Origin of the sequence: Tumidithrix helvetica PCC 7403 (assembly GCF_965232925.1) — a bacterium.
In the GTDB taxonomy this organism is placed as follows: domain Bacteria; phylum Cyanobacteriota; class Cyanobacteriia; order Pseudanabaenales; family Pseudanabaenaceae; genus Tumidithrix; species Tumidithrix helvetica.
Map to the genome: position 1 here is coordinate 81859 of NZ_CBDDRA010000006.1, position 18197 is coordinate 100055.

19 protein-coding genes are annotated in these 18197 nt (G+C 47.2%); 11 read left to right on the forward strand and 8 right to left on the reverse strand.

Annotated elements, in window-relative coordinates; genetic code table 11:
- Nucleotides 1-417: 417 nt before the first annotated feature.
- Nucleotides 418-915: an HNH endonuclease gene (locus ACP2WE_RS07590; RefSeq protein ID WP_425214950.1), complete on the forward strand. Its 498-nt coding sequence runs from the start codon at nt 418-420 to the stop codon at nt 913-915.
- Between the two features lie 15 nt (nt 916-930).
- Here the strand turns inward: ACP2WE_RS07590 and ACP2WE_RS07595 are convergent, their stop codons facing one another.
- The 4 genes from ACP2WE_RS07595 to ACP2WE_RS07610 all read right to left on the reverse strand — a co-directional run bounded on the left by ACP2WE_RS07595 (nt 931) and on the right by ACP2WE_RS07610 (nt 5076).
- Nucleotides 931-1512, reverse strand: a complete 582-nt coding sequence (locus tag ACP2WE_RS07595; RefSeq protein ID WP_425214951.1) for a hypothetical protein — start codon at nt 1510-1512, stop codon at nt 931-933.
- A 53-nt stretch (nt 1513-1565) separates the two neighbouring features.
- Nucleotides 1566-2297 (reverse strand): PP2C family protein-serine/threonine phosphatase, encoded by a 732-nt coding sequence (locus ACP2WE_RS07600; protein ID WP_425214952.1) that lies wholly within the window; start codon nt 2295-2297, stop codon nt 1566-1568.
- A gap of 114 nt (nt 2298-2411) precedes the next feature.
- Nucleotides 2412-4139 carry an ABC1 kinase family protein gene (locus tag ACP2WE_RS07605; protein ID WP_425214953.1) on the reverse strand — a complete coding sequence of 576 codons (1728 nt, stop codon included), beginning with the start codon at nt 4137-4139 and terminating at the stop codon, nt 2412-2414.
- 628 nt (nt 4140-4767) lie between these two features.
- Nucleotides 4768-5076 (reverse strand): DUF6825 family protein, encoded by a 309-nt coding sequence (locus ACP2WE_RS07610; RefSeq protein ID WP_425214954.1) that lies wholly within the window; start codon nt 5074-5076, stop codon nt 4768-4770.
- Nucleotides 5077-5356: 280 nt separating this feature from the next.
- On the opposite strand from ACP2WE_RS07610, the gene ACP2WE_RS07615 reads away from it, so the two are divergent.
- The 4 genes from ACP2WE_RS07615 (at nt 5357) to ACP2WE_RS07630 (ending at nt 7901) form a co-directional block, all read left to right on the forward strand.
- Nucleotides 5357-5995 (forward strand): ParA family protein, encoded by a 639-nt coding sequence (locus ACP2WE_RS07615; protein WP_425214955.1) that lies wholly within the window; start codon nt 5357-5359, stop codon nt 5993-5995.
- An 81-nt stretch (nt 5996-6076) separates the two neighbouring features.
- The gene (locus tag ACP2WE_RS07620; protein WP_425214956.1) at nt 6077-6835 is read left to right on the forward strand and encodes a hypothetical protein; all 759 of its coding nucleotides are present in this window, start codon (nt 6077-6079) and stop codon (nt 6833-6835) included.
- 192 nt (nt 6836-7027) lie between these two features.
- The gene (locus ACP2WE_RS07625) at nt 7028-7399 is read left to right on the forward strand and encodes a DUF3110 domain-containing protein (RefSeq protein WP_425214957.1); all 372 of its coding nucleotides are present in this window, start codon (nt 7028-7030) and stop codon (nt 7397-7399) included.
- Nucleotides 7400-7424: 25 nt separating this feature from the next.
- Nucleotides 7425-7901, forward strand: a complete 477-nt coding sequence (locus tag ACP2WE_RS07630) for an acyl-CoA thioesterase (protein ID WP_425214958.1) — start codon at nt 7425-7427, stop codon at nt 7899-7901.
- Here ACP2WE_RS07630 and rph read toward each other — a convergent pair.
- Nucleotides 7898-8623, reverse strand: a complete 726-nt coding sequence (gene rph / locus ACP2WE_RS07635; RefSeq protein ID WP_425214959.1) for a ribonuclease PH — start codon at nt 8621-8623, stop codon at nt 7898-7900. The genes ACP2WE_RS07630 and rph overlap by 4 nt on opposite strands.
- Before the next feature lie 250 nt (nt 8624-8873).
- On the opposite strand from rph, the gene ACP2WE_RS07640 reads away from it, so the two are divergent.
- From ACP2WE_RS07640 to ACP2WE_RS07655, 4 genes are read left to right on the forward strand one after another with little or no spacing between them, the layout of a single operon-like run.
- Nucleotides 8874-9284, forward strand: coding sequence for a hypothetical protein (locus tag ACP2WE_RS07640; RefSeq protein WP_425214960.1), 411 nt, complete (start codon nt 8874-8876; stop codon nt 9282-9284).
- Nucleotides 9268-9513 (forward strand): hypothetical protein, encoded by a 246-nt coding sequence (locus tag ACP2WE_RS07645; RefSeq protein ID WP_425214961.1) that lies wholly within the window; start codon nt 9268-9270, stop codon nt 9511-9513. The genes ACP2WE_RS07640 and ACP2WE_RS07645 overlap by 17 nt, the downstream gene beginning before the upstream one ends.
- 3 nt (nt 9514-9516) lie before the next feature.
- On the forward strand, nt 9517-9783 hold the full coding sequence (locus ACP2WE_RS07650) for a type II toxin-antitoxin system RelE/ParE family toxin (protein ID WP_425214962.1): 267 nt from the start codon (nt 9517-9519) through the stop codon (nt 9781-9783).
- 2 nt (nt 9784-9785) lie between these two features.
- On the forward strand, nt 9786-13637 hold the full coding sequence (locus tag ACP2WE_RS07655) for a tetratricopeptide repeat protein (protein ID WP_425214963.1): 3852 nt from the start codon (nt 9786-9788) through the stop codon (nt 13635-13637).
- A 224-nt stretch (nt 13638-13861) separates the two neighbouring features.
- Here ACP2WE_RS07655 and ACP2WE_RS07660 read toward each other — a convergent pair whose 3' ends face one another.
- Nucleotides 13862-14194: a DUF5615 family PIN-like protein gene (locus ACP2WE_RS07660; protein ID WP_425214964.1), complete on the reverse strand. Its 333-nt coding sequence runs from the start codon at nt 14192-14194 to the stop codon at nt 13862-13864.
- Nucleotides 14191-14415, reverse strand: a complete 225-nt coding sequence (locus ACP2WE_RS07665) for a DUF433 domain-containing protein (protein WP_425214965.1) — start codon at nt 14413-14415, stop codon at nt 14191-14193. Before ACP2WE_RS07665 ends, ACP2WE_RS07660 begins: the two co-directional genes overlap by 4 nt.
- Before the next feature lie 154 nt (nt 14416-14569).
- Here ACP2WE_RS07665 and ACP2WE_RS07670 point away from each other — a divergent pair, with 154 nt between their 5' ends.
- Nucleotides 14570-16057 carry a phosphoglucomutase/phosphomannomutase family protein gene (locus ACP2WE_RS07670; RefSeq protein WP_425214966.1) on the forward strand — a complete coding sequence of 496 codons (1488 nt, stop codon included), beginning with the start codon at nt 14570-14572 and terminating at the stop codon, nt 16055-16057.
- Nucleotides 16058-16378: 321 nt separating this feature from the next.
- Entirely contained in the window at nt 16379-17332 is a 954-nt protein-coding gene (gene cysK, locus ACP2WE_RS07675; protein WP_425214967.1) for a cysteine synthase A, read from the forward strand.
- Here the strand turns inward: cysK and ACP2WE_RS07680 are convergent.
- Nucleotides 17329-18093, reverse strand: coding sequence for an HAD family hydrolase (locus ACP2WE_RS07680; protein WP_425214968.1), 765 nt, complete (start codon nt 18091-18093; stop codon nt 17329-17331). The genes cysK and ACP2WE_RS07680 overlap by 4 nt on opposite strands.
- Nucleotides 18094-18197: the final 104 nt, after the last annotated feature.

The following is an 18197-nucleotide window of genomic DNA, read 5'->3' on the forward strand; positions in this document are numbered from 1 at the left end:
AATTCTGTTAGAAAACTTGCCAAGTGGTCGATCAGTTAGTGTAGAATATCAAAGCTTTGGGGGTGTGGCGGAATGGTAGACGCTACGGACTTAAGCAAATTGAGCCTTAGCAAAGAAATTTGTTAAGTGGACGCTCTCAAACTCAGGGAAACCTAAATTTGCTTAGAATACAAGTAGACAAGGCAATCCTGAGCCAAGCCTAAAAGCCTTTAGCGATGCGCTAATAGCATAAGGAAGGTGCAGAGACTCGACGGGAGCTACCCTAACGTAAAGACGAGGGTAAAGAGAGAGTCCAATTCTTAAAGCCTCTGGCAGTGATGAAAGTCACAGAAGAATGAAAATCCGTTGACCGCAAGGTCGTGTGGGTTCAAGTCCCTCCACCCCCATTAAACCAATGCCAGCTTAATCAATTCTGAGATGGCGAAGCCAAGAAAGTACACTGAAGCTGATTTTATTGAGGCTGTCGCTGCATCAACTTCGATTTCTCAAGTTTTAGGTAAGTTGAGTTTACGCCCCACTGGTGGGAATTACCAAGTTACAAAAGATCGAATCAAGCACCTTAGTCTTGATACACAGCATTTTAAAGGACAAGGTTGGCTTAAAGGTTGTACCAATCATGCACATAAACAATGCTCTTTAACTGAAATTCTTGTTAAAGATTCTACATACCGCAATACCTATTCGCTGAAGTCCAGACTAATCAAAGAAGGAATTTTTAGTAGGAAATGTTCAAATTGCATGAACGATCAGTGGCTTAGTCTACCTATCCCTCTTGAGCTAGATCACATCAATGGAGATAGGACAGATAACCGAGTAGAAAATCTCAGATTACTTTGCCCAAACTGTCATGCCTTAACGGATACCTATAGAGGAAAGAATAAATCCTTAAAGCCTCCGATGAAGGAGAGGATATGATTTAGACCGCGAAAGTTAAAGAGTTTTAGCAAAGCGCTTTTGTAAGTCGTAAGCCTCTTTTTCCATTTTGTTACGCACGTAGATCTGTCCTGCTCGGCGAAATTCGATAAAGTAGCGATAGCCAAACCGATCGAAGCCGCCTAACTGCTCGCACTGGCGTGCGTGAACCATTTCATGCGCCAAGATTGTTAACTGAATTGGGTCGTCGGGCTTATAGGCATCGCGTAAATAGATCCGATCGCAGTAGGTTTGTGCGGCTGACTCTACGGAGCCAAAGCGCACGGCTCTACCACCCACCACCCACTGATCCATCATTGTGGCGTTGTAAACCACAGATACGCGATCGAGCAGATCGATAAAATAGCGGCGCAGATAGCGCTTTTGAGAATTACTTAAAGGATAGCTTTGACCGTTGCGCGATCGCATCGTTTTTGCCGCAGCTTGATAAGCGATTGAACCAGCCTGTCCCCAAGCTTCCTCGACAAAGGTATCTTTTGCCTCGAGGGACATAAAAATACTGCCATCGGAAAAGAACAAGGCGGCAATTAAGGTTGTCAAAATTATTAGCAAAAAGCCAATTCGGCGGAGGCGATTCATTGTTAATCAGATCCTCAACGAAAAAGCTACTCAGAATGTAGCAAAGATGAGATTTAATCGGATAGCTCGTTGGATATTATAACAACCGTAATATTGTCTCTGCCCCCTCTTAGTTTAGCCGCTTCAACCAAGGCTTTGGCTGCCTGCTGACAAGAGCGAATGGATTTAAGATGGTAGGCAATTCGATCGTCACTCAGCTCTTCGGTTAAGCCATCACTACAGATCAATAAGCGATCGCCTGGGTGAATATCGATTTGTGCGGCTTCGATCGGCTTCAGATCTTCTCTGCCCAAACATTGCAGTAACATATGCCGCCAAGGATGCGATCGGGCGTCATTTGGGTTTACAGCCCCAGTCTGAACCGCTCTGGCAATCCAAGTATGATCGTCGGTAATTTGCTCTAGCTTTGCGCCTCTGAGGCGATAAAGTCTCGAATCACCAATATGGCAGTACCAAGGTTGTGCCTCTTTAAAAATAACAATCACAACCGTAGTGCCCATATCACCGCGAATTGGGTGGGCATTTTGATCGGCAACGATCGCTAAATTTGCTTTAGAGATTGCCTGCTGTAATAACTGTTGGGGTGTCTCACCTTGATCCCAAGCAATTTCTAGATAAGCGCGAATTTCTTGGGTAGCAATGCGACTAGCTTCTTCACCGCCAGCGTGTCCTCCCATACCATCAGCCACTACGAAGAATCGTCCTTCAGGATCGATGTAGTACGAGTCTTGATTAGCGGATCGGACACAACCTGTGTCAGTTTCTCCTGCAAAAAGTCGCTTCATGTTGAGCAGTTGACTTGACTTAACTATTTGGTGATCTGAAATAGCTTATAGAAACATAGATCGAAAATAGGTATTTCAAAATATAAGCTTAAGAAATCAATGCAAAAAATATACCTAAAACATGCGTTCGACCCGATCCATGCGAATTAAGAGTCTGAAGAGGGCAATGATAAAAAATCCTGCGATCGCGGCGGCAAATCCAGCAACCCAACCCCAGCCATTTACCAACAGAATCGTAGCAGACAAAATCAATGTTGCGCTCAAAATCGCGTAAATTGCTCCAACTCCGACCGTACTGAGTCGCCGCAACATGCGATCGGTTTCTTGCGATCGCACCCTCAGCCGAATATCGCCCCGTTCTAATTTGGCAATTGTATCTTCGATTTTGCGAGGCAAGCTAATGGCAGAGTTACCCACTTGAGCAGCCTGTCGGCTCAACTCCCCTAAAAAAGTTGCCGACAAACTACCAGGATCTTTTGAACTTCCGTTTTCCATGAGATCTGTAGCAAAAGGTTTTGCTACCTCCATAAAGTTAAAATTGGGGTCGAGTCCTTTTCCCAAGCCTTCTAACGTGGAAAGCGCGCGCATGACAAAGGTAAATGTGGCTGGAAATCGAAATGGTTGATCGTAGGCGATTTCATAGAGATCGTCACTAATGGCAGCGATCGACTGAGTTTCAAAGGGTTTCCCCATGAAATTGTCGAGCATATACTGCACCGATCGCCTGACGGGACCAAGATCGCCAGATACTTCCAGTGCGCCCAACTCGACCAATGAGGCAATTACCTCGTCGGCATTTTTTTGAGCAATGCCAAAAAACGTCCGCAGTAATTTCGCTTTGGTAATCGGCTGAATTTGCCCCATCATACCAAAGTCGTAAAAAATTAAGTCTCCGCTGCTGGTAACTGCTAAGTTCCCAGGATGGGGATCGGCATGAAAGAACCCGTGATTGAGTAATTGTTGAAGATAGGACTCTGCGCCGATTTTGGCGATCGCTTTGCGCTCTATCCCTGCCGCTTCTAGGGCTTCATAGTTGCTGACTTTAATTCCTGGGGCATATTCTAAGGTAAGTACCCGTCGTGAGGTATAACGCCAGTAAACCCTAGGGACAATAATGCGACGATCGCTCTTGAAATTTCGCCGAAAGGTGTCCGCATTTCGCCCTTCATTCAGATAGTCAGCCTCTTCATAGAGAATGCGCCGACATTCTTCGTAAATGCCTACCCAGTCTCGCCCGCGCCCGTAACGCGGATGGGCTTGAAAATATTGAGCGATGCGGCGCAAAATGGCTAGATCGATCGCAAATAATTTGAGCAACCCAGGGCGTTGTACCTTGACCACTACTTCCTCGCCTGAGTGAAGTTGGGCTTTATGTACCTGTCCGAGGCTGGCGGCGGCGAGGGGAACCGTATCAAAAAAGTGATACATGTCCGCGATCGGTTTGCCAAGCTCTAGCTCTATGATGCGCCTAGCTTTTTCGTAGCTAAATGCGGGGACTTTATCTTGTAACTTTGATAGCTCCTCCACGGACTCAGTCGGCAAGATATCAGCGCGTGTAGACAAGAGCTGTCCCACCTTAATAAAGGTGGGACCTAGTTGTAACAGAGATTCCCGCAACCAAATTGCCCGACTGCGCGTTCGATGCTTAACTTTTCGCTCGGTCTTGCCGCCGATATAGCTCCACTTTTTATTATCCAGCCAGATCATCCACAAAAAAGTTAGAACGGTGCGCCAGATATCAATTGTGCGCGCTAATTGCGAGTAGTTATCTCGACTCCACCGATAGTTGGGCTCACGATGATTGGATACCCGATGTTTGGATTCTGAGGACAAAACAGGCACAGTTCCTACAAAGATGATGAAGCACCTACTAAAATTTGAAGTGCAACAAACCTTTACATTCTAACTTGATTCTTAGCGGTTCGTTGCAGATTCATTGCACTGAAGAGAATGCCAAGATTGGGAATGGTTGCAAACATCGGGATAATAGATAGCTAAGTCGATCCAAAAATCAGATTTTCAATTTCACCCGATCGCTAGCCAATTCACCTTACCAATTTACAAAGAGGATAGTCTTGAATATGCTCCTCGACAAAATAAATAACATTCCTAAAAAAAAGCTTGCCTTTTTAATTGTTTTATCCTTAGTCGGGGCAGGTTCCTTTGCAACTTTTTCGGAGCTAGATACAAACTTTTTTCTAAAGGGATATGGGCTCTTGCTCTCTCTGCAAGCAGGTTTTGCGCTAACGTACTTTGCTTATTCTCGCTCAAATCATCACAAAAAACCGCAGTAGCCCTACTGAAATAGCTAAGGAACTGCGGTGCTATGAAAACGAAGATTTGAAATGGACAAATCGTGGATCTCGCAATCCCAAATGAGTTGTAATTAATTTGTAGCGCAGGCATCTTGCCTGCAAGAACTAAAACCCGACCTACATTCATTCACAAACGATAAAGAATAGTGATAGAACTAAATTCTATTTTCTTCCCGATGTTGCTGTAGTTCTGATTTTAGCTGAGCGATTTCAGCCCGAAGATTATCAATGGTTTCCTGAAGATCCACTGGATCGCTACCGCCACTTTCACTGACAACATTGCCTTCCTGTTGTGCGGCTTTTTCGAGGACAGTCTCTGCAAAGTTTCGCATTTTTTCTCTTTGTTCGGCATCAAATTTGCCTAAAGCGCTGAGTGCGTCTGTCAGAGTATCTTCCACTTGATCGATTAAGGCTTCTGCCGTAGCTCTACCAATAAAAAATGCGCGCGTTAATGGGTTACTCATACGGGGTGTTTCTATGGTATTAGTTTCTGGATCGAGACTCTAGACCTATAAACTATAACAAGTTTGTTAAAGATCTTAGCCTAGAGCCAGCTATCTGGTCGGGGCAATGCCAAGATCTTGAAAGGATTGTCATACCATGTTCAAAAAAAGATGCAACGCATCTTTTTGAAAAGACCGCGCTCTGCGCGGAACCCAAAATCCGATCTGTCGCAAATTCAAGAGAAATTGGTATCACTATTTAGGGAGGATTAAGCCTCCTAAAGTTAGGAGAAACATCGAAATGGCATCTTCCCCCAAAATTGTTGTTGTCACAAATGGTAAAGGTGGTGTGGGAAAAACCACAACCGCGATCGCACTGTCAGGTATTTTTGCGGAGAAATATAAAGTTTTAGCTGTAGATGCCGATACCCAAGGCAGCCTGTCATGGTGGGTAAAGCGCAGCAGCAAAGGGGTTGGCTTCGATCTCACCCAAGAGTCAAATCCTGCCTTGTTGGGGAATTTAACAAAACTGAGTAGTTACGACTTAGTATTAGTAGATACCCCGCCTGCGCTCCACTCGGAAGCACTTGCCGCTGTAATTGCGATCGCTGACTATTTGGTCTTGCCAACGCCACCTGCTCCGATGGATTTAGCTGCGTTAATTGACACGGTTAAAACCACCGTAAAACCCGTGGGTGTTGCCCATCGTGTTTTGCTCACAAGGGTCGATCCGCGTAGCCTAAATGAAGCCCTCGAAGCGCAAAATACATTAATGGAAGTGGGCATTCCAGCTTGTCATGCTTTTGTGCGCTCTTATAAAGCTCACGAACGCGCTGCTTTAGACGGCTCCCTCGTGACGCAGTGGCGAGGCAAAAATGCCCGAGAAGCAGAGGCAGACTATCGACGTGTCGCTGATGAATTGCAGCGGGATTGGTTATGAGCAAAGCGATCGCCAACGCAATCCAGAAAATTTAATCAACCATAGGATCGCCTCAAGCGATCTGGCAGTAAAAGGAATAGCATGACTAAGAAACGTCTAACAGATTTATTACGCGAGGAAGCACAAAAATCTTCTGAGAATTCTGAGAATAATATTGAGTCGGATCTAGAACTAAACGCAAAATCAGGTGGAGCCTCTGATGCAAAGCCTGTAACTCAGAATGCTGAGGCATCAACTAAACCTATGTCTGCTCCCGCCAATGAAGCTGCTAAAGCTCCTCAAACAAAAGCGAACGAAGTAAAAGTTGCCGAAAAAGCAAACAACAGCGCAGAGCTAAAACAAATTGCTGAGTTGCAAGCCCAGTTAGAAAAAGCCAAAACGCAGGAAGCATCCCTCCAGCAGCAGGTGGCAGATCTCAAACAAGAATTGGCTGCGAGTCAGGCGAATGCTGAGAAGTTGCAAACCGCGATCGCACAGGCAACACAGGCGAAAACCGAAGCGGATCATGCTTTGAATGAAGTCAAAAAGGATAACCTCAGATTGGCTGAGGCAAATATTCAACTGACGGCTGAGGTCGATCTGCTCAAAGCGGGTAAACAAACCTCCTCAGCGCGATCGCACAGCCATAGTACGCAGGCTGCCTACTATTCCAGTGTAAAACCAGTACCTGAAAAGACGGCAACCGAAAAAGCTGCCAGTGAAAAGGCGGCAACCGAAAAAGCCAATCTTAGAACCCAAGACAACGATCGGGACAAAATTCGTCTGAGCAAATTGCTGCGCCGTCCAGTGGGCTCAAACGATATGAGCAAAGTAAATCAAAATATTGGCTGGTTTGATTGATTCCTCCCTAATTCTGTCGTAATTCTGTTCCAAACTGTCCAAAATATAGATAGGATACTTTGCTAGTCATTCTTAAGGATCGGCGTAATACCATTTTCAAAAAAGATGCAACGCATCTTTTTTGAAAAGACCGCGCTCGGCGCGGAACTCAAAAAACGATCTGTCGCAAATATTTAGGAAATTGTTACAACTATGCGATTGTGGGTGTTGATATTTAACACTGGCTCAGACACCGAGGGTATTTATACCTTACTGGTTGGTGGCAAAAATACTGTGGTGGCTTTTGCAGACGAAGATGATGCCATTCGTTATTCAGGTCTGCTGGAAGCCCAAGATTTTCTTTGCCCCACCGTAGAGCAAATTGACGAGCAAGAAATTGTGGAATTTTGCGAAGGGGCTGGCTACGAGCTGAGCGTTGTGCAATCAGGAGAATTAGCGATTCCCCCCGAGCAGAACGTTGAGAAAACTGACTGGAGTCCTGATGGTGACGAGGAAGAAAATGTCCCAGCAATCGAGGACTCCGCGATCGAGATGATGCGCCGCCGACTAGAAGGCTTACTTTAGAGGAAAAATAAGCAGAAAAACTTCTATGACTGATTTACCTCCCATATCCCCACTTCCCCAACTCGGAGCTGTCTATGATGGCTGGTTTAATTTCCCTGTCAGAGTTTATCCGCATCATACCGACTATGCTGGCGTGGTCTGGCATGGCAGCTATATCAATTGGATGGAATCGGCACGGGTTGAGTGCTTGCGTTCAGTTGGCATTCGTTTTGAAGACTTGGTGGCAGCGGGCGTTAATCTTCCCGTTGTGAATTTGTCCATTCGCTATCATCTCCCCGCCAAAATGGGAGACGATGTGATCGTGATGACCAAACTACAAAACCCTGAGAAATTGCGCCTAAATTGGGCCTATCAAATCCGCACAGAGAAGGATCTATGCGTTACTGCCCTTGTGACCTTAGTGGCAGTAGATATGGAAAAAAACAAGATTTTACGAACATTGCCGAGTTCGCTAGAAGGTGCGATCGCGCGTTTAGTAGGGAACGACATCACGCCCACCTAGGCTTTCTGAGCCACGAATAGTTCCTGAATTCCTTTCTGAGCCAGATCGAGCATCTGGTTGAGTTGATTGCGGCTGTAACTGCCAGATTCGGCTGTGCCTTGCACTTCGATTAACTGCATTTCGCCATTCATCACGACATTGAGATCGACACTCGCAGCCACATCTTCTTCGTAGTTGAGATCGAGAAAAGGTTTGTCGCCAATTAAGCCTACGGATACTGCCGCGATCGCTGTTTTGATCGGGGATTTCTCAATCGCGCCTTCTGCCAGTAAGCGATCGATTGCCGATTGTAATGCCACAAACCCTGCGGTAATCCCCCCCGTGCGCGTGCCTGCATCCGCTTGCAACACATCAACATCCACCGTAATCGTGTAGTTGGGAATTAAGTGAAAATCAATGCCAGCTCTCAGACTGCGCCCAATTAATCGTTGGATTTCTTGCGTCCGTCCTGATAGTTTGGTCAATTCCCTTGGTTGACGCGGTTTGGTAGAACCTGGCATTAAACGATATTCTGCGGTCAGCCAGCCTTGACCGCTATCTTGTAAAAATCTGGGCACTCCTGGTTCGATTGAAACTGTACAGATGAGTTGGGTATTGCCAAATTTGCCCAATACTGAGCCAGTTGGTAGCTGCGTAAAGCCTCGCTGAAAACTCACAGGACGAAGTCGATCTGCCTCGCGTCCATCGGGGCGCTGCCATACAGGGGTATCAGTATTCGTCATTAAAATCTATTTTGAAACAATCCACTGCATTCTACCGAATGGGCGGCTCATTATGGTGCGATTAATGCCAAGCAGTCAGTATCTCTATCTGGCGTTGTCTAGCAGTTTTAAGTGGCAGCGCCAAAATAGCACTATGGATAGGCATAGATCGCCGATCGCATATGTAATGATTATTTAACGAAAATTGGTCGGTAGGGGACAAGAAACTGGCTATGATAAGTGCAATACTTCCAGTTTTGGAGAAATATCAATGTTTTCTGATGAGGAGATTTCTAAACTTGCGGCGGAAATTGATGCAGAGTTACTTGAGTTACGATCGCAGCCCAATGACGCGACCTTAAAATTGGAGGATAAGCGATCGCAATTGGCTAAACAAAATCAGGCGATCGAACGTGCTACGGGTGAGCCAGCCGATAGTTTCTTGAAAAAGTTTTGGCGGGTAGCAAAAGCGGATCTTTGTGAGGAGGGAGGAAAGTTAAATGCCCAGTGGAAAAAGTGGGGCGATTTGGACAATAAAGACTTACTAACGACGTTTGGTTTGTTGTTTCCGTCGTTGGGGCTGGAAGGCAGTATTGCAGGGACAGTGGCGATCTCTGTTGCGGTAATTATCCTCAATATTGGGGTCAAGACATTTTGCGAGGAGTATGGCGATCGTGAATGAATTAACGATTACACTTGCGGAAGCCATCGAGATTGTCGAGCAACTACCTGTCGAGCAGCAAGATATGCTCGTCCAAATTGTTCTTAGTCGTCAAATTGAGCGGCGGCGTGATGAAATTGCTCAAAGCGGTCGTGAGGCGATCGCAGCATATCAGGCAGGAGAATTGAAAGCTTATACGGCGGCTGAGGCGATCGCGGAATTAAGTAATATCCTCGACTCCCCAGAATGATTTATGAGAAAGATTGTTTTCTCACCAAAATTTGGGCGTGCTTTACGGCGATATGTCAAACGCAATCCTGAGCTAAGAAATCGCATAGAAAATGTGATTCAGCAAATGGAATTAGATGTATTTGCAGCAAGTTTGGGGACTCATCCCCTTAAAGGAAAACTTGATGGATTTCAGGCTTGTTCTTGCGGTTATGACTGTCGGATTGTCTTTAGCGTTGACTCAGAGGCGATCGTTCTGATTGATATTGGCACTCATGATGAGGTGTATTGACTATGATTGAGTTAAATGTGCGGTTCGCGAGCCCCGATCGCAAAGCGATCAAGTTCGACGATCGCGAGACGGATGCTCTGGAGTTTGTAGCACCTGTGAACGATCGCGATCGCGCTGAGATGCGGTGGTATTTGGAGAGCTACGCGGCACATTACATGATGGATGTGGACGATCGCAGGGCGGAGAGGATTGAGGCGCAGTTGCCTGTGTGGGGTGCGGCGTTGTTTGAGGCGATTTTTGGCGATCGCGCTGCGGCGAGGATGTTTAATGATTTTCAGGATAGTGATGGGCGGGGCAAGATTTTAACGATTGGGGCAAGTCATCCGCTTATTTTGTCTTTGCCTTGGGAATTGTTGCGCGATCCGAGGGGGACATATTTGCTGCATGAAAATCCACGAATTGCGATTCGGCGTAAGTTTGCGGGTGTGGGTGGTGGACGCAGTGCAGCGCGGGTAAATCCTAAAGAACAATTGCGGGTGTTGATGGTGGTCAGTCGTCCTAGTGATGCGGGGTTTCTCGATCCGAGGGCAGAGGGGCTGGCATTGTTGGAGGCGATCGGTGATGTGAGCGATCGCGTAACCGTAGAATTTTTACGTCCTGCGACTTTGGATAAGTTAATCGAGCGTTTAGAGGACGATCGCTTGCCTGCGGTGGATATTGTGCATTTTGATGGACATGGGGCGTTCGATCCTGATGGCAGGTTGCATGAACGGGCGAAGATGAGCGATCCAGTGGCAGCGACTAAGGCGGATGCAACGGCGGCGGCGAATACGGGCTATTTGTTGTTTGAGGATGGTGAGGGCAAATCGGCGCTGATTACGGCGGAAACTTTGGGGGATATGCTGAATCGGCAAAGGGTGAGTGCAATTATTTTGTCGGCTTGTCAGTCAGCGGCGGTCGGTGGTGAGGATGCCTTGGGCAGTGTGGCGGCGCGATTGACACAGGCGGGGATGCCGTCGGTGTTGGCGATGCAATATTCGGTGTTGGCGGTGACGGCGCGGCAGTTGTTTGGGAAGTTTTATGGCTTTTTGCTGCGGGGTCAGGGTGTGGGTGAGGCGTTGGAAAATGCACGGCGGGATCTGTATCTAAATAAAGAACGGGGCGATCGCCCAAGGGGTAAGGATCGGGTGGTTTTGAAGGTGCAGGATTGGTTTTTACCTGCTTTGTATCAGGTGGGGAATGATGGGGCGTTGTTTATTGTGACCCCTCCCCAACCCCTCCCCGAAGCGGAGAGGGGCTTTTCAGACTCTTCTTCTTCTCCTTCTCCCCCTTCCCTGCGAGGGAAGGGGGCTGGGGGGTTAGGTCATAACCTCCGCGAAGTTCAAGAGGCGGGTTTTTGGGGTAGGTCGCGGGAGTTGTGGGCGATCGAGAGGGCGTATGTGCGGGGGACGCGGCGGATTACGATTTCGGGTTTTGGGGGGATGGGGAAAACCTATCTGGCTGAAGAGGCGGGGCGGTGGCTGTTGCGGACGGGGATGTTTGCGCGGGTGTGTTTTATCAGTTTTGCCGATTTTCAGGGTGTCGATCCTGTGAGTTATGCGGTGAGTGTGTTGGCGACGGTATTGGATACCAATCTGATCGATGGGGCGGCAGCGACTAGGGCGCTGATGGAAAAGCCTGTATTGGTGATTTTGGATAATTTGGAGACAATTAGATCCCCCCTACCCCTGCTCGACATCGCAAAGGAATGGTCGGAGGCGGGAAATAGTCGGGTATTGCTGACGACGAGGGCGGCGGATTTGCAGCATCCTGATTATAAGAATGTGGGGACTTTGAAGCATATTGCTTTGCCTCCATTGGGTGGTTTATCGGAGGGTGATGCGTTGGACTACTTCCAAAGTTTGATTAAGTTGCCACCAGCACCAGCACCACAGTCTGGGTTGCCTCCCCGTGAGGGTTTGTTGGAGTTGTTTAAATTGCTGGACTGTCATCCTTTGTCGTTGGGGTTGTTGGCGGGGCAACTGAAGCAAAGAAAAGCGCTAGATGTGTATCGGGAGTTAGCGCAGTTAGTGGCGGATACTCCCAATAATCCTTTGCTGGCTTCGCTGAATCTGTCGGTGAGTCGGCTCGATCCTCAAGCACAGGAATGGATTAAGCGGTTGGGAGTGTTTCAGGGTGGAGCAATGGAACTTTACCTACTTGCAATTACGGAAATTGCGGAAACGGAATGGAATGAACTCAGAACGCAGCTAGAGACAACAGGACTGATACGGGCAGAATCTTTGAGTCATGTGGGTGTGGGTGTTCCTTTTCTCAAGTTTCATCCGACCCTTGCCCCTGCGATGTGGTCACGGCTGACTGAACCCGAACAACAGCAAATTCTCAGCCGCCATCGGCAACGCTATTACGAATTGTCGAGTTATTTGTATGTTGAGGATTCAAAAAATAATCCCAAAGCAATAAGAGGCATAGCCCAATGGGAACTGCCGAACTTGCTGTATGCGGTGCGCGGCAGCATCAAAGCAGGTGAAGACTTTGCGGTGGAATTTGTGGAGAAAGTTAATAAGTTTCTGGGCAACTTCGGGTTGAATCAAGATCGAGAAAATTTAACGGAAATGGCGCAACACATGGGCGATGAGGTTGGCTCCCAATATTGGGTTCTGACGCGCAGTAATACAGGCGAACAGTTACGGAATGCAGGACGTTATGCCGAAGCAGAAGCGGTGTTTCAGGAGATTTTGGCAGGTATGGGCGCGACTCCTAGCTATGAGCGCTGTCTCACACTGAACAGACTCGGACGGTGCTACCACAGGTCAACGGGACAGCTAGAAAGGGCTGCGGCAACCTATCAACTTGCGTTAGAGATCGCGGAACTGCTAGAGCAAACTAACGAGGTGAAGCGACAGATAGGCAATTTACAGACAGACTTAGCGGATGTGTTGACAGATATGGGGCACTACGATCGCGCCCGTGAGTCCTACGAGGCATCGTTAGCGATTGATAAAGAAATCGGAGGCGATCGCCGAGGGGAAGCCGCTACAAAATTCCAACTGGGAACTTTGGCACTAGTTCAGAAAAACCTCACCGAAGCCGCTCAACGCTATCAAGAAGCACTGCAAATCTTTCAGCAACTCAAAGAACCCGTATCAGAAGCAGCCGTATGGCATCAGTTGGGCATGACCTTTGAAAAATCGCGCCAATGGGAAGCCGCAGAGCAATCCTATCGCCAGTCCGCCCAGATTAAGGAAGCGCAGGACAATTTGGCAGGGGCAGCAAGGACTTGGAATCAGTTAGCGATCGTGAGTGAATGTACAGGGAAACTGACGGAGGCAGAGGCATGGTATCGGAAGGCGATTTATGAGGGATTTATACCAACAGGCGATCGCATATCTGCTTCTAAAGTCCTCAGTAACCTTGCCGAACTACTCCGACAATTTCCGAATCGCCTCAACGAAGCCCAACAGTTCGCCGAAAAATCCCTAGCCATTGAGCAAACCCTCGATCCTGCGGCGGCTCGGATTTGGACGACTTACAACACTTTGGCACAGATTAGCGATCGACAAGGCAATCCAGCCAAAGCCAAGGAATATCGCCGCCTTTCTCGCACCGCCCGCGCCAACTTTGCAGGCACTGAGTACGAGCTACGCCAACACGCCCCGCTTATCGACGGTGTTGTGAGAGCAGTTCACGATGCCGAGATCAGACAGCAATTAGAACCAATTTTGGAAAACATGATCTCGAATGGCTGGCAAAATCTCATCGCCGCGATTCGGCAAATCCTCAACGGACAACGCGATGAAGATATTCTCTGCGAAAAATTGGACATGGAGGATTCTCAAATTGTCCTTGCCATCCTACGTGGCATCGCTGACCCTGAGACGTTAAGAGCATTTATGCCAAACATAGACGAGTAAACTCACAGATCCCCGACTTTTTGTATGACTGACACAATCGATCTGCGATCTCAAAGAAAAAGTCGGGGATCTCAATCCCTACATCTTCGTTTTCTGACAACCATCATTGCAGGGGTTAATTTTTCATGGCGATCGCAGAACCTGAGAGCAAAACCTAGCCAAGTCTGAGGATTATGGCTTAATGTCACAACTTTGACAAACCTTTACCAGAGGAAATCCAACAACTAACCTAAAACCAAAATACTCTCTGATTCACTATCAACAAACTCAGTAATAATCTCGAAATTATTCCTCAGAATATCAACGATTTTAGAAGTTGGACTGTTCCCAATGCGAAGATAGATAAACTTGGGAGGATGCCCATAAAGCAAACTGCGTTGATGAAAGTCTGAATCTTTGGAAACAATCACAAAGTTGTTTTCCTTAGCATATTTCCAGATCAAAGCATCATCAGTGTGTATCAACTCTAAAGTTTTAACATGTTCAGACTCAGGATACAAATTGCCAATCCTATAAACTATCCGATCTGACAAATTCTCATCCAGAAGCAGTTTCATAACGCCACGACAAACAACCTTTTTTCACGTTCAGCCGCAAAACTCAGACAAGCCTTAATATCCTGTGAAGTAAGCTCAGAAAAATCTTCCAAAACTTCAGCTTCTGTCATCCCCCCAGCTAGATACTCTAAAATATCGTAAACAGTGATCCGCATTCCTCTGATGCAAGGCTTACCGCTACGCTTTCCAGCTTCAATCGTGATGATGTTGTGGTAGTCCATATAGCAACATTTACCCTAAAAATTTGCCTACCATCATTGTAATGGTTAATTTTTCAGGGCGATCGCAGAACCTGAGAGCAAAACCTAGCCAAGTCTTAGGATTATGGCTTAATGTTTTAGTTAACGACAAATTCCCTATAAATGTGATTTAACCATGAGCGTGAAACCCCTTTTACAGCCACCGATTAAATTTGGTACAGATGGATGGCGGGGCATTATAGCGGATGATTTTACCTTCGATCGCCTGGCAACGGTTGCGCCGATCGCAGCGCAGGTACTAGCAGAAACCTTTGGGCAATCTGGTAGCAATACAATTGTTGTGGGTTACGATCGCCGATTTCTTTCGGAGCAATTTGCCAAACGCACAGCCGAAGTGGTTGCTGCCGCAGGTTTTGATGTAATGCTGGCGGACAGCTTTGCCCCCACCCCTGCATTTAGTTGGGCAGCCTACGACCAGAAAGCTCTGGGGGCTTTGGTGATTACGGCAAGTCATAACCCTGCTAGTTACTCGGGGTTAAAGATCAAGGGAGCATTTGGGGGATCAGTATCGCCTGAGTTTACGAGTTTGGTCGAGGCAAAGTTAGCTGTATTGGATAGTACTCACGAAGCTGACCCTAAACCGCAAGGAAAGATAACCCTATTTGATGCATGGCAGAGCTATTGCAAGGTATTGCGCTCTAAAGTCGATTTAGTTGCCATTAAACAAGCGATTTTATCAGGAGATCTTGCCGTATTTGTTGATGTCATGCATGGGGCTGCCGCAGGTGGCTTGACCAAAATTTTAGAAATTAAGACGAATTTTCTTGAAGAACTGAATGCGAATGCCGATCCGCTGTTTGGTGGTGGTGCGCCCGAACCCTTACCTCGCTATATTCCAGCTTTATTTAAACAAATTCGCGCCTATCATAAGGCAAACCCTGAGAAGCTCTCAGTGGGTTTTGTATTTGATGGCGATGCCGATCGCATTGCCGCCGTCGATCGCGAAGGAAATTTTCTCAGCTCTCAAGTCTTAATTCCTGTTTTGATCGATCATTTGGCGAAAAGTCGAGGTTGGCGCGGTGAGGTGATTAAAACCATTAGCGGCATGGACTTAATGCCCAAAGTCGCTGCTTTGCATGACTTACCTGTATTTGAAACTGCTGTGGGCTACAAATATATCGGCGAACGCATGATGTCTGGTGATGGCGGCGATACACCTGCGCTTTTAGGCGGCGAGGAATCAGGCGGAATCGGTTACGGCACGCATATTCCCGAACGCGATGCTTTGCTGTCGGCATTGTATTTGCTGGAAGCGATCGCGCAGTCCAAGCAAGACCTCAGCCAAATTTATCAACGCTTGCAACAGCAAACCAATTATTTTTCACATTACGATCGCATTGATAAGCATCTTGCCAGCCTCGCCGTAAAAGATCGGGTGGTAAAATCCTTAACCCAAGAGCCTCTCACCCTAGTGGACGGTCGTAAAGTGGTGGATGTTTTAGCGATCGATGGATTTAAGCTGCGCCTAGAGGATGGCAGTTGGCTGCTGATCCGTTTTAGCGGCACGGAGCCAGTGCTGCGACTCTATTGTGAAGCCGCTACCCCTGAGTTGGTAAGACAAACCTTGGCTTGGATTTCAGTCTGGGCAGATCGGTTTTCGTGATCCTCGATCGACTAATAGAGTTTAGAGCCTGTTTGAGAAGTCAGAATTCCGCCCCCTAGCCCCCAATTCTGGGTACGAGAGTTTTCGACCTTTTTTCTCGCCACAAAGCGACTTTTTAAAGTTTAGCGGGAGCAAATTTTTGAACTCTAAGAAATTAGCTGGCTTTATTCCAAAATTTTTGCCCAGAACTCACTTTATCGATCGCTTTTTTACCTTACTTACTGCAAATGCAAATTAAGCATTAACAACATCGGGACTGGGGCTAGCACTGCGATAGAATGAATAACCAATTCCCGTAAAAGTCAGCAACAAACTTAGTTTATGAAAATCGCCCACAACATTACAGAACTGATAGGTCATACTCCCCTTGTAGAGCTACAACGTATTCCTCAAGCTGAAGGTTGTGTGGCGCGGATTATTGTCAAACTAGAAGGAATGAATCCTGCCGCATCGGTCAAAGATCGGATCGGGGTAAATATGGTGAATGAAGCCGAAGAAAAGGGCTTGATTTTACCAGGGAAAACCACCTTGGTCGAACCGACTTCCGGGAATACAGGTATCGCTCTCGCCATGGTCGCTGCGGCCAAAGGCTATCGTCTCATTCTCACGATGCCAGAAACCATGAGTTTAGAACGCCGAGCTATGCTGCGAGCCTATGGTGCAGAGCTAGAACTCACGCCAGGTACTGAAGGGATGGGTGGTGCGATTCGGCGTGCCAACGAAATTGTTGCTTCTGAGCCGAATGCCTATATGTTGCAACAGTTTCGCAATCCTGCGAATCCTTCCATTCACCGTACGACGACTGCTGAGGAAATTTGGGCAGATACCGATGGACAAATAGACTTTTTGATTTCAGGCGTAGGAACGGGGGGCACGATTACAGGTGTTGCCGAACTGCTTAAAGAACGCAAGCCTAGTTTTAAAGCGATCGCCGTTGAACCCGCTAACAGCCAAGTACTTGCAGGCGGACGCCCAGGCCCTCATAAAATCCAAGGCATCGGCGCAGGCTTCGTTCCAGAAGTTCTCAAAAAAGAATTGATTGATGAGATTATCCCCGTTACCGACGAGCAAGCGATCTCCTTTGGTCGCAGACTCGCCAGAGAAGAAGGGCTACTATCGGGAATCTCCAGCGGAGCAGCACTCTATGCTTCCATCCAAATCGCCAAACGCCCAGAAAACAAGGGCAAAATGGTGGTGATGATTCAACCCAGCTTTGGCGAACGCTATCTCAGCACACCCATGTTCCAAGATCCCGAACTCGTGGCACTCAGCTAGATCGCTTCCACAACTAGTTCCGCAAATTCATAAAATCCTTCTACCTCTGCCTGTGTCATGACATGGGTGGGTAGGTATTGCATTTGGGGAGCGTAGTCGAGAACATTGGCTACGCCAATCGATCGCGGGAAAAATTTAGGATTAAACATCGACTCGTCATTGGGGCTATCGCCAAGGGTAACAACCTGCGATCGCGTGAGTTCTGGAAAATGTTTCTCCAATACTTGGATAATTCCCCCTGCCTTATCCTGTCCAATCGGTTTGATATGGCATTGAATCGTGCTGTAGGTGAAGCTCCATCCATTTTCTTCGCAGAAAGCAGCAATCGCTTGCAAATCCTGAGATGATAACCCATCGAGATCGAACGTCCAATCGGATAGTCGAAAGCGATTATCAGAGGATGGATTCAAATTTGGGAATTGTTGTTTGAGATTCTCGAAAATATTGGCGAGTTGTTGGCGATGGATCGTCAGATCGGGAATTGGCACGAGGGGTTCTGTTTTGCCGTCAGCAGTAAGATAGATACCACCATTCTCAGCGATCGCGCCCACCACGGGCAAATAGTTGACCAAGGCACTCACCCAACCCGCAGAACGACCTGTTACGAGTAAAACCTTAACTTGTTTTTCTGCAAGCTTTTGGAAGGCATCAAATAGAGATGACGTAAATTTGTGATGTCGTGTCAGCGTACCATCCACATCTGTGGCGATCAGGCGCACATCCGTAAAAGCTTGATAATCAATGGCTTGAATTTGTAACAATAACTTAGACCACCTCTATTTAGGCTTATGCCTCAAAGGAACACCACTTAAAAATATAATATCATTGTCCAGATTCTCACCCATTTTTTGGAAGTAAAGAACTT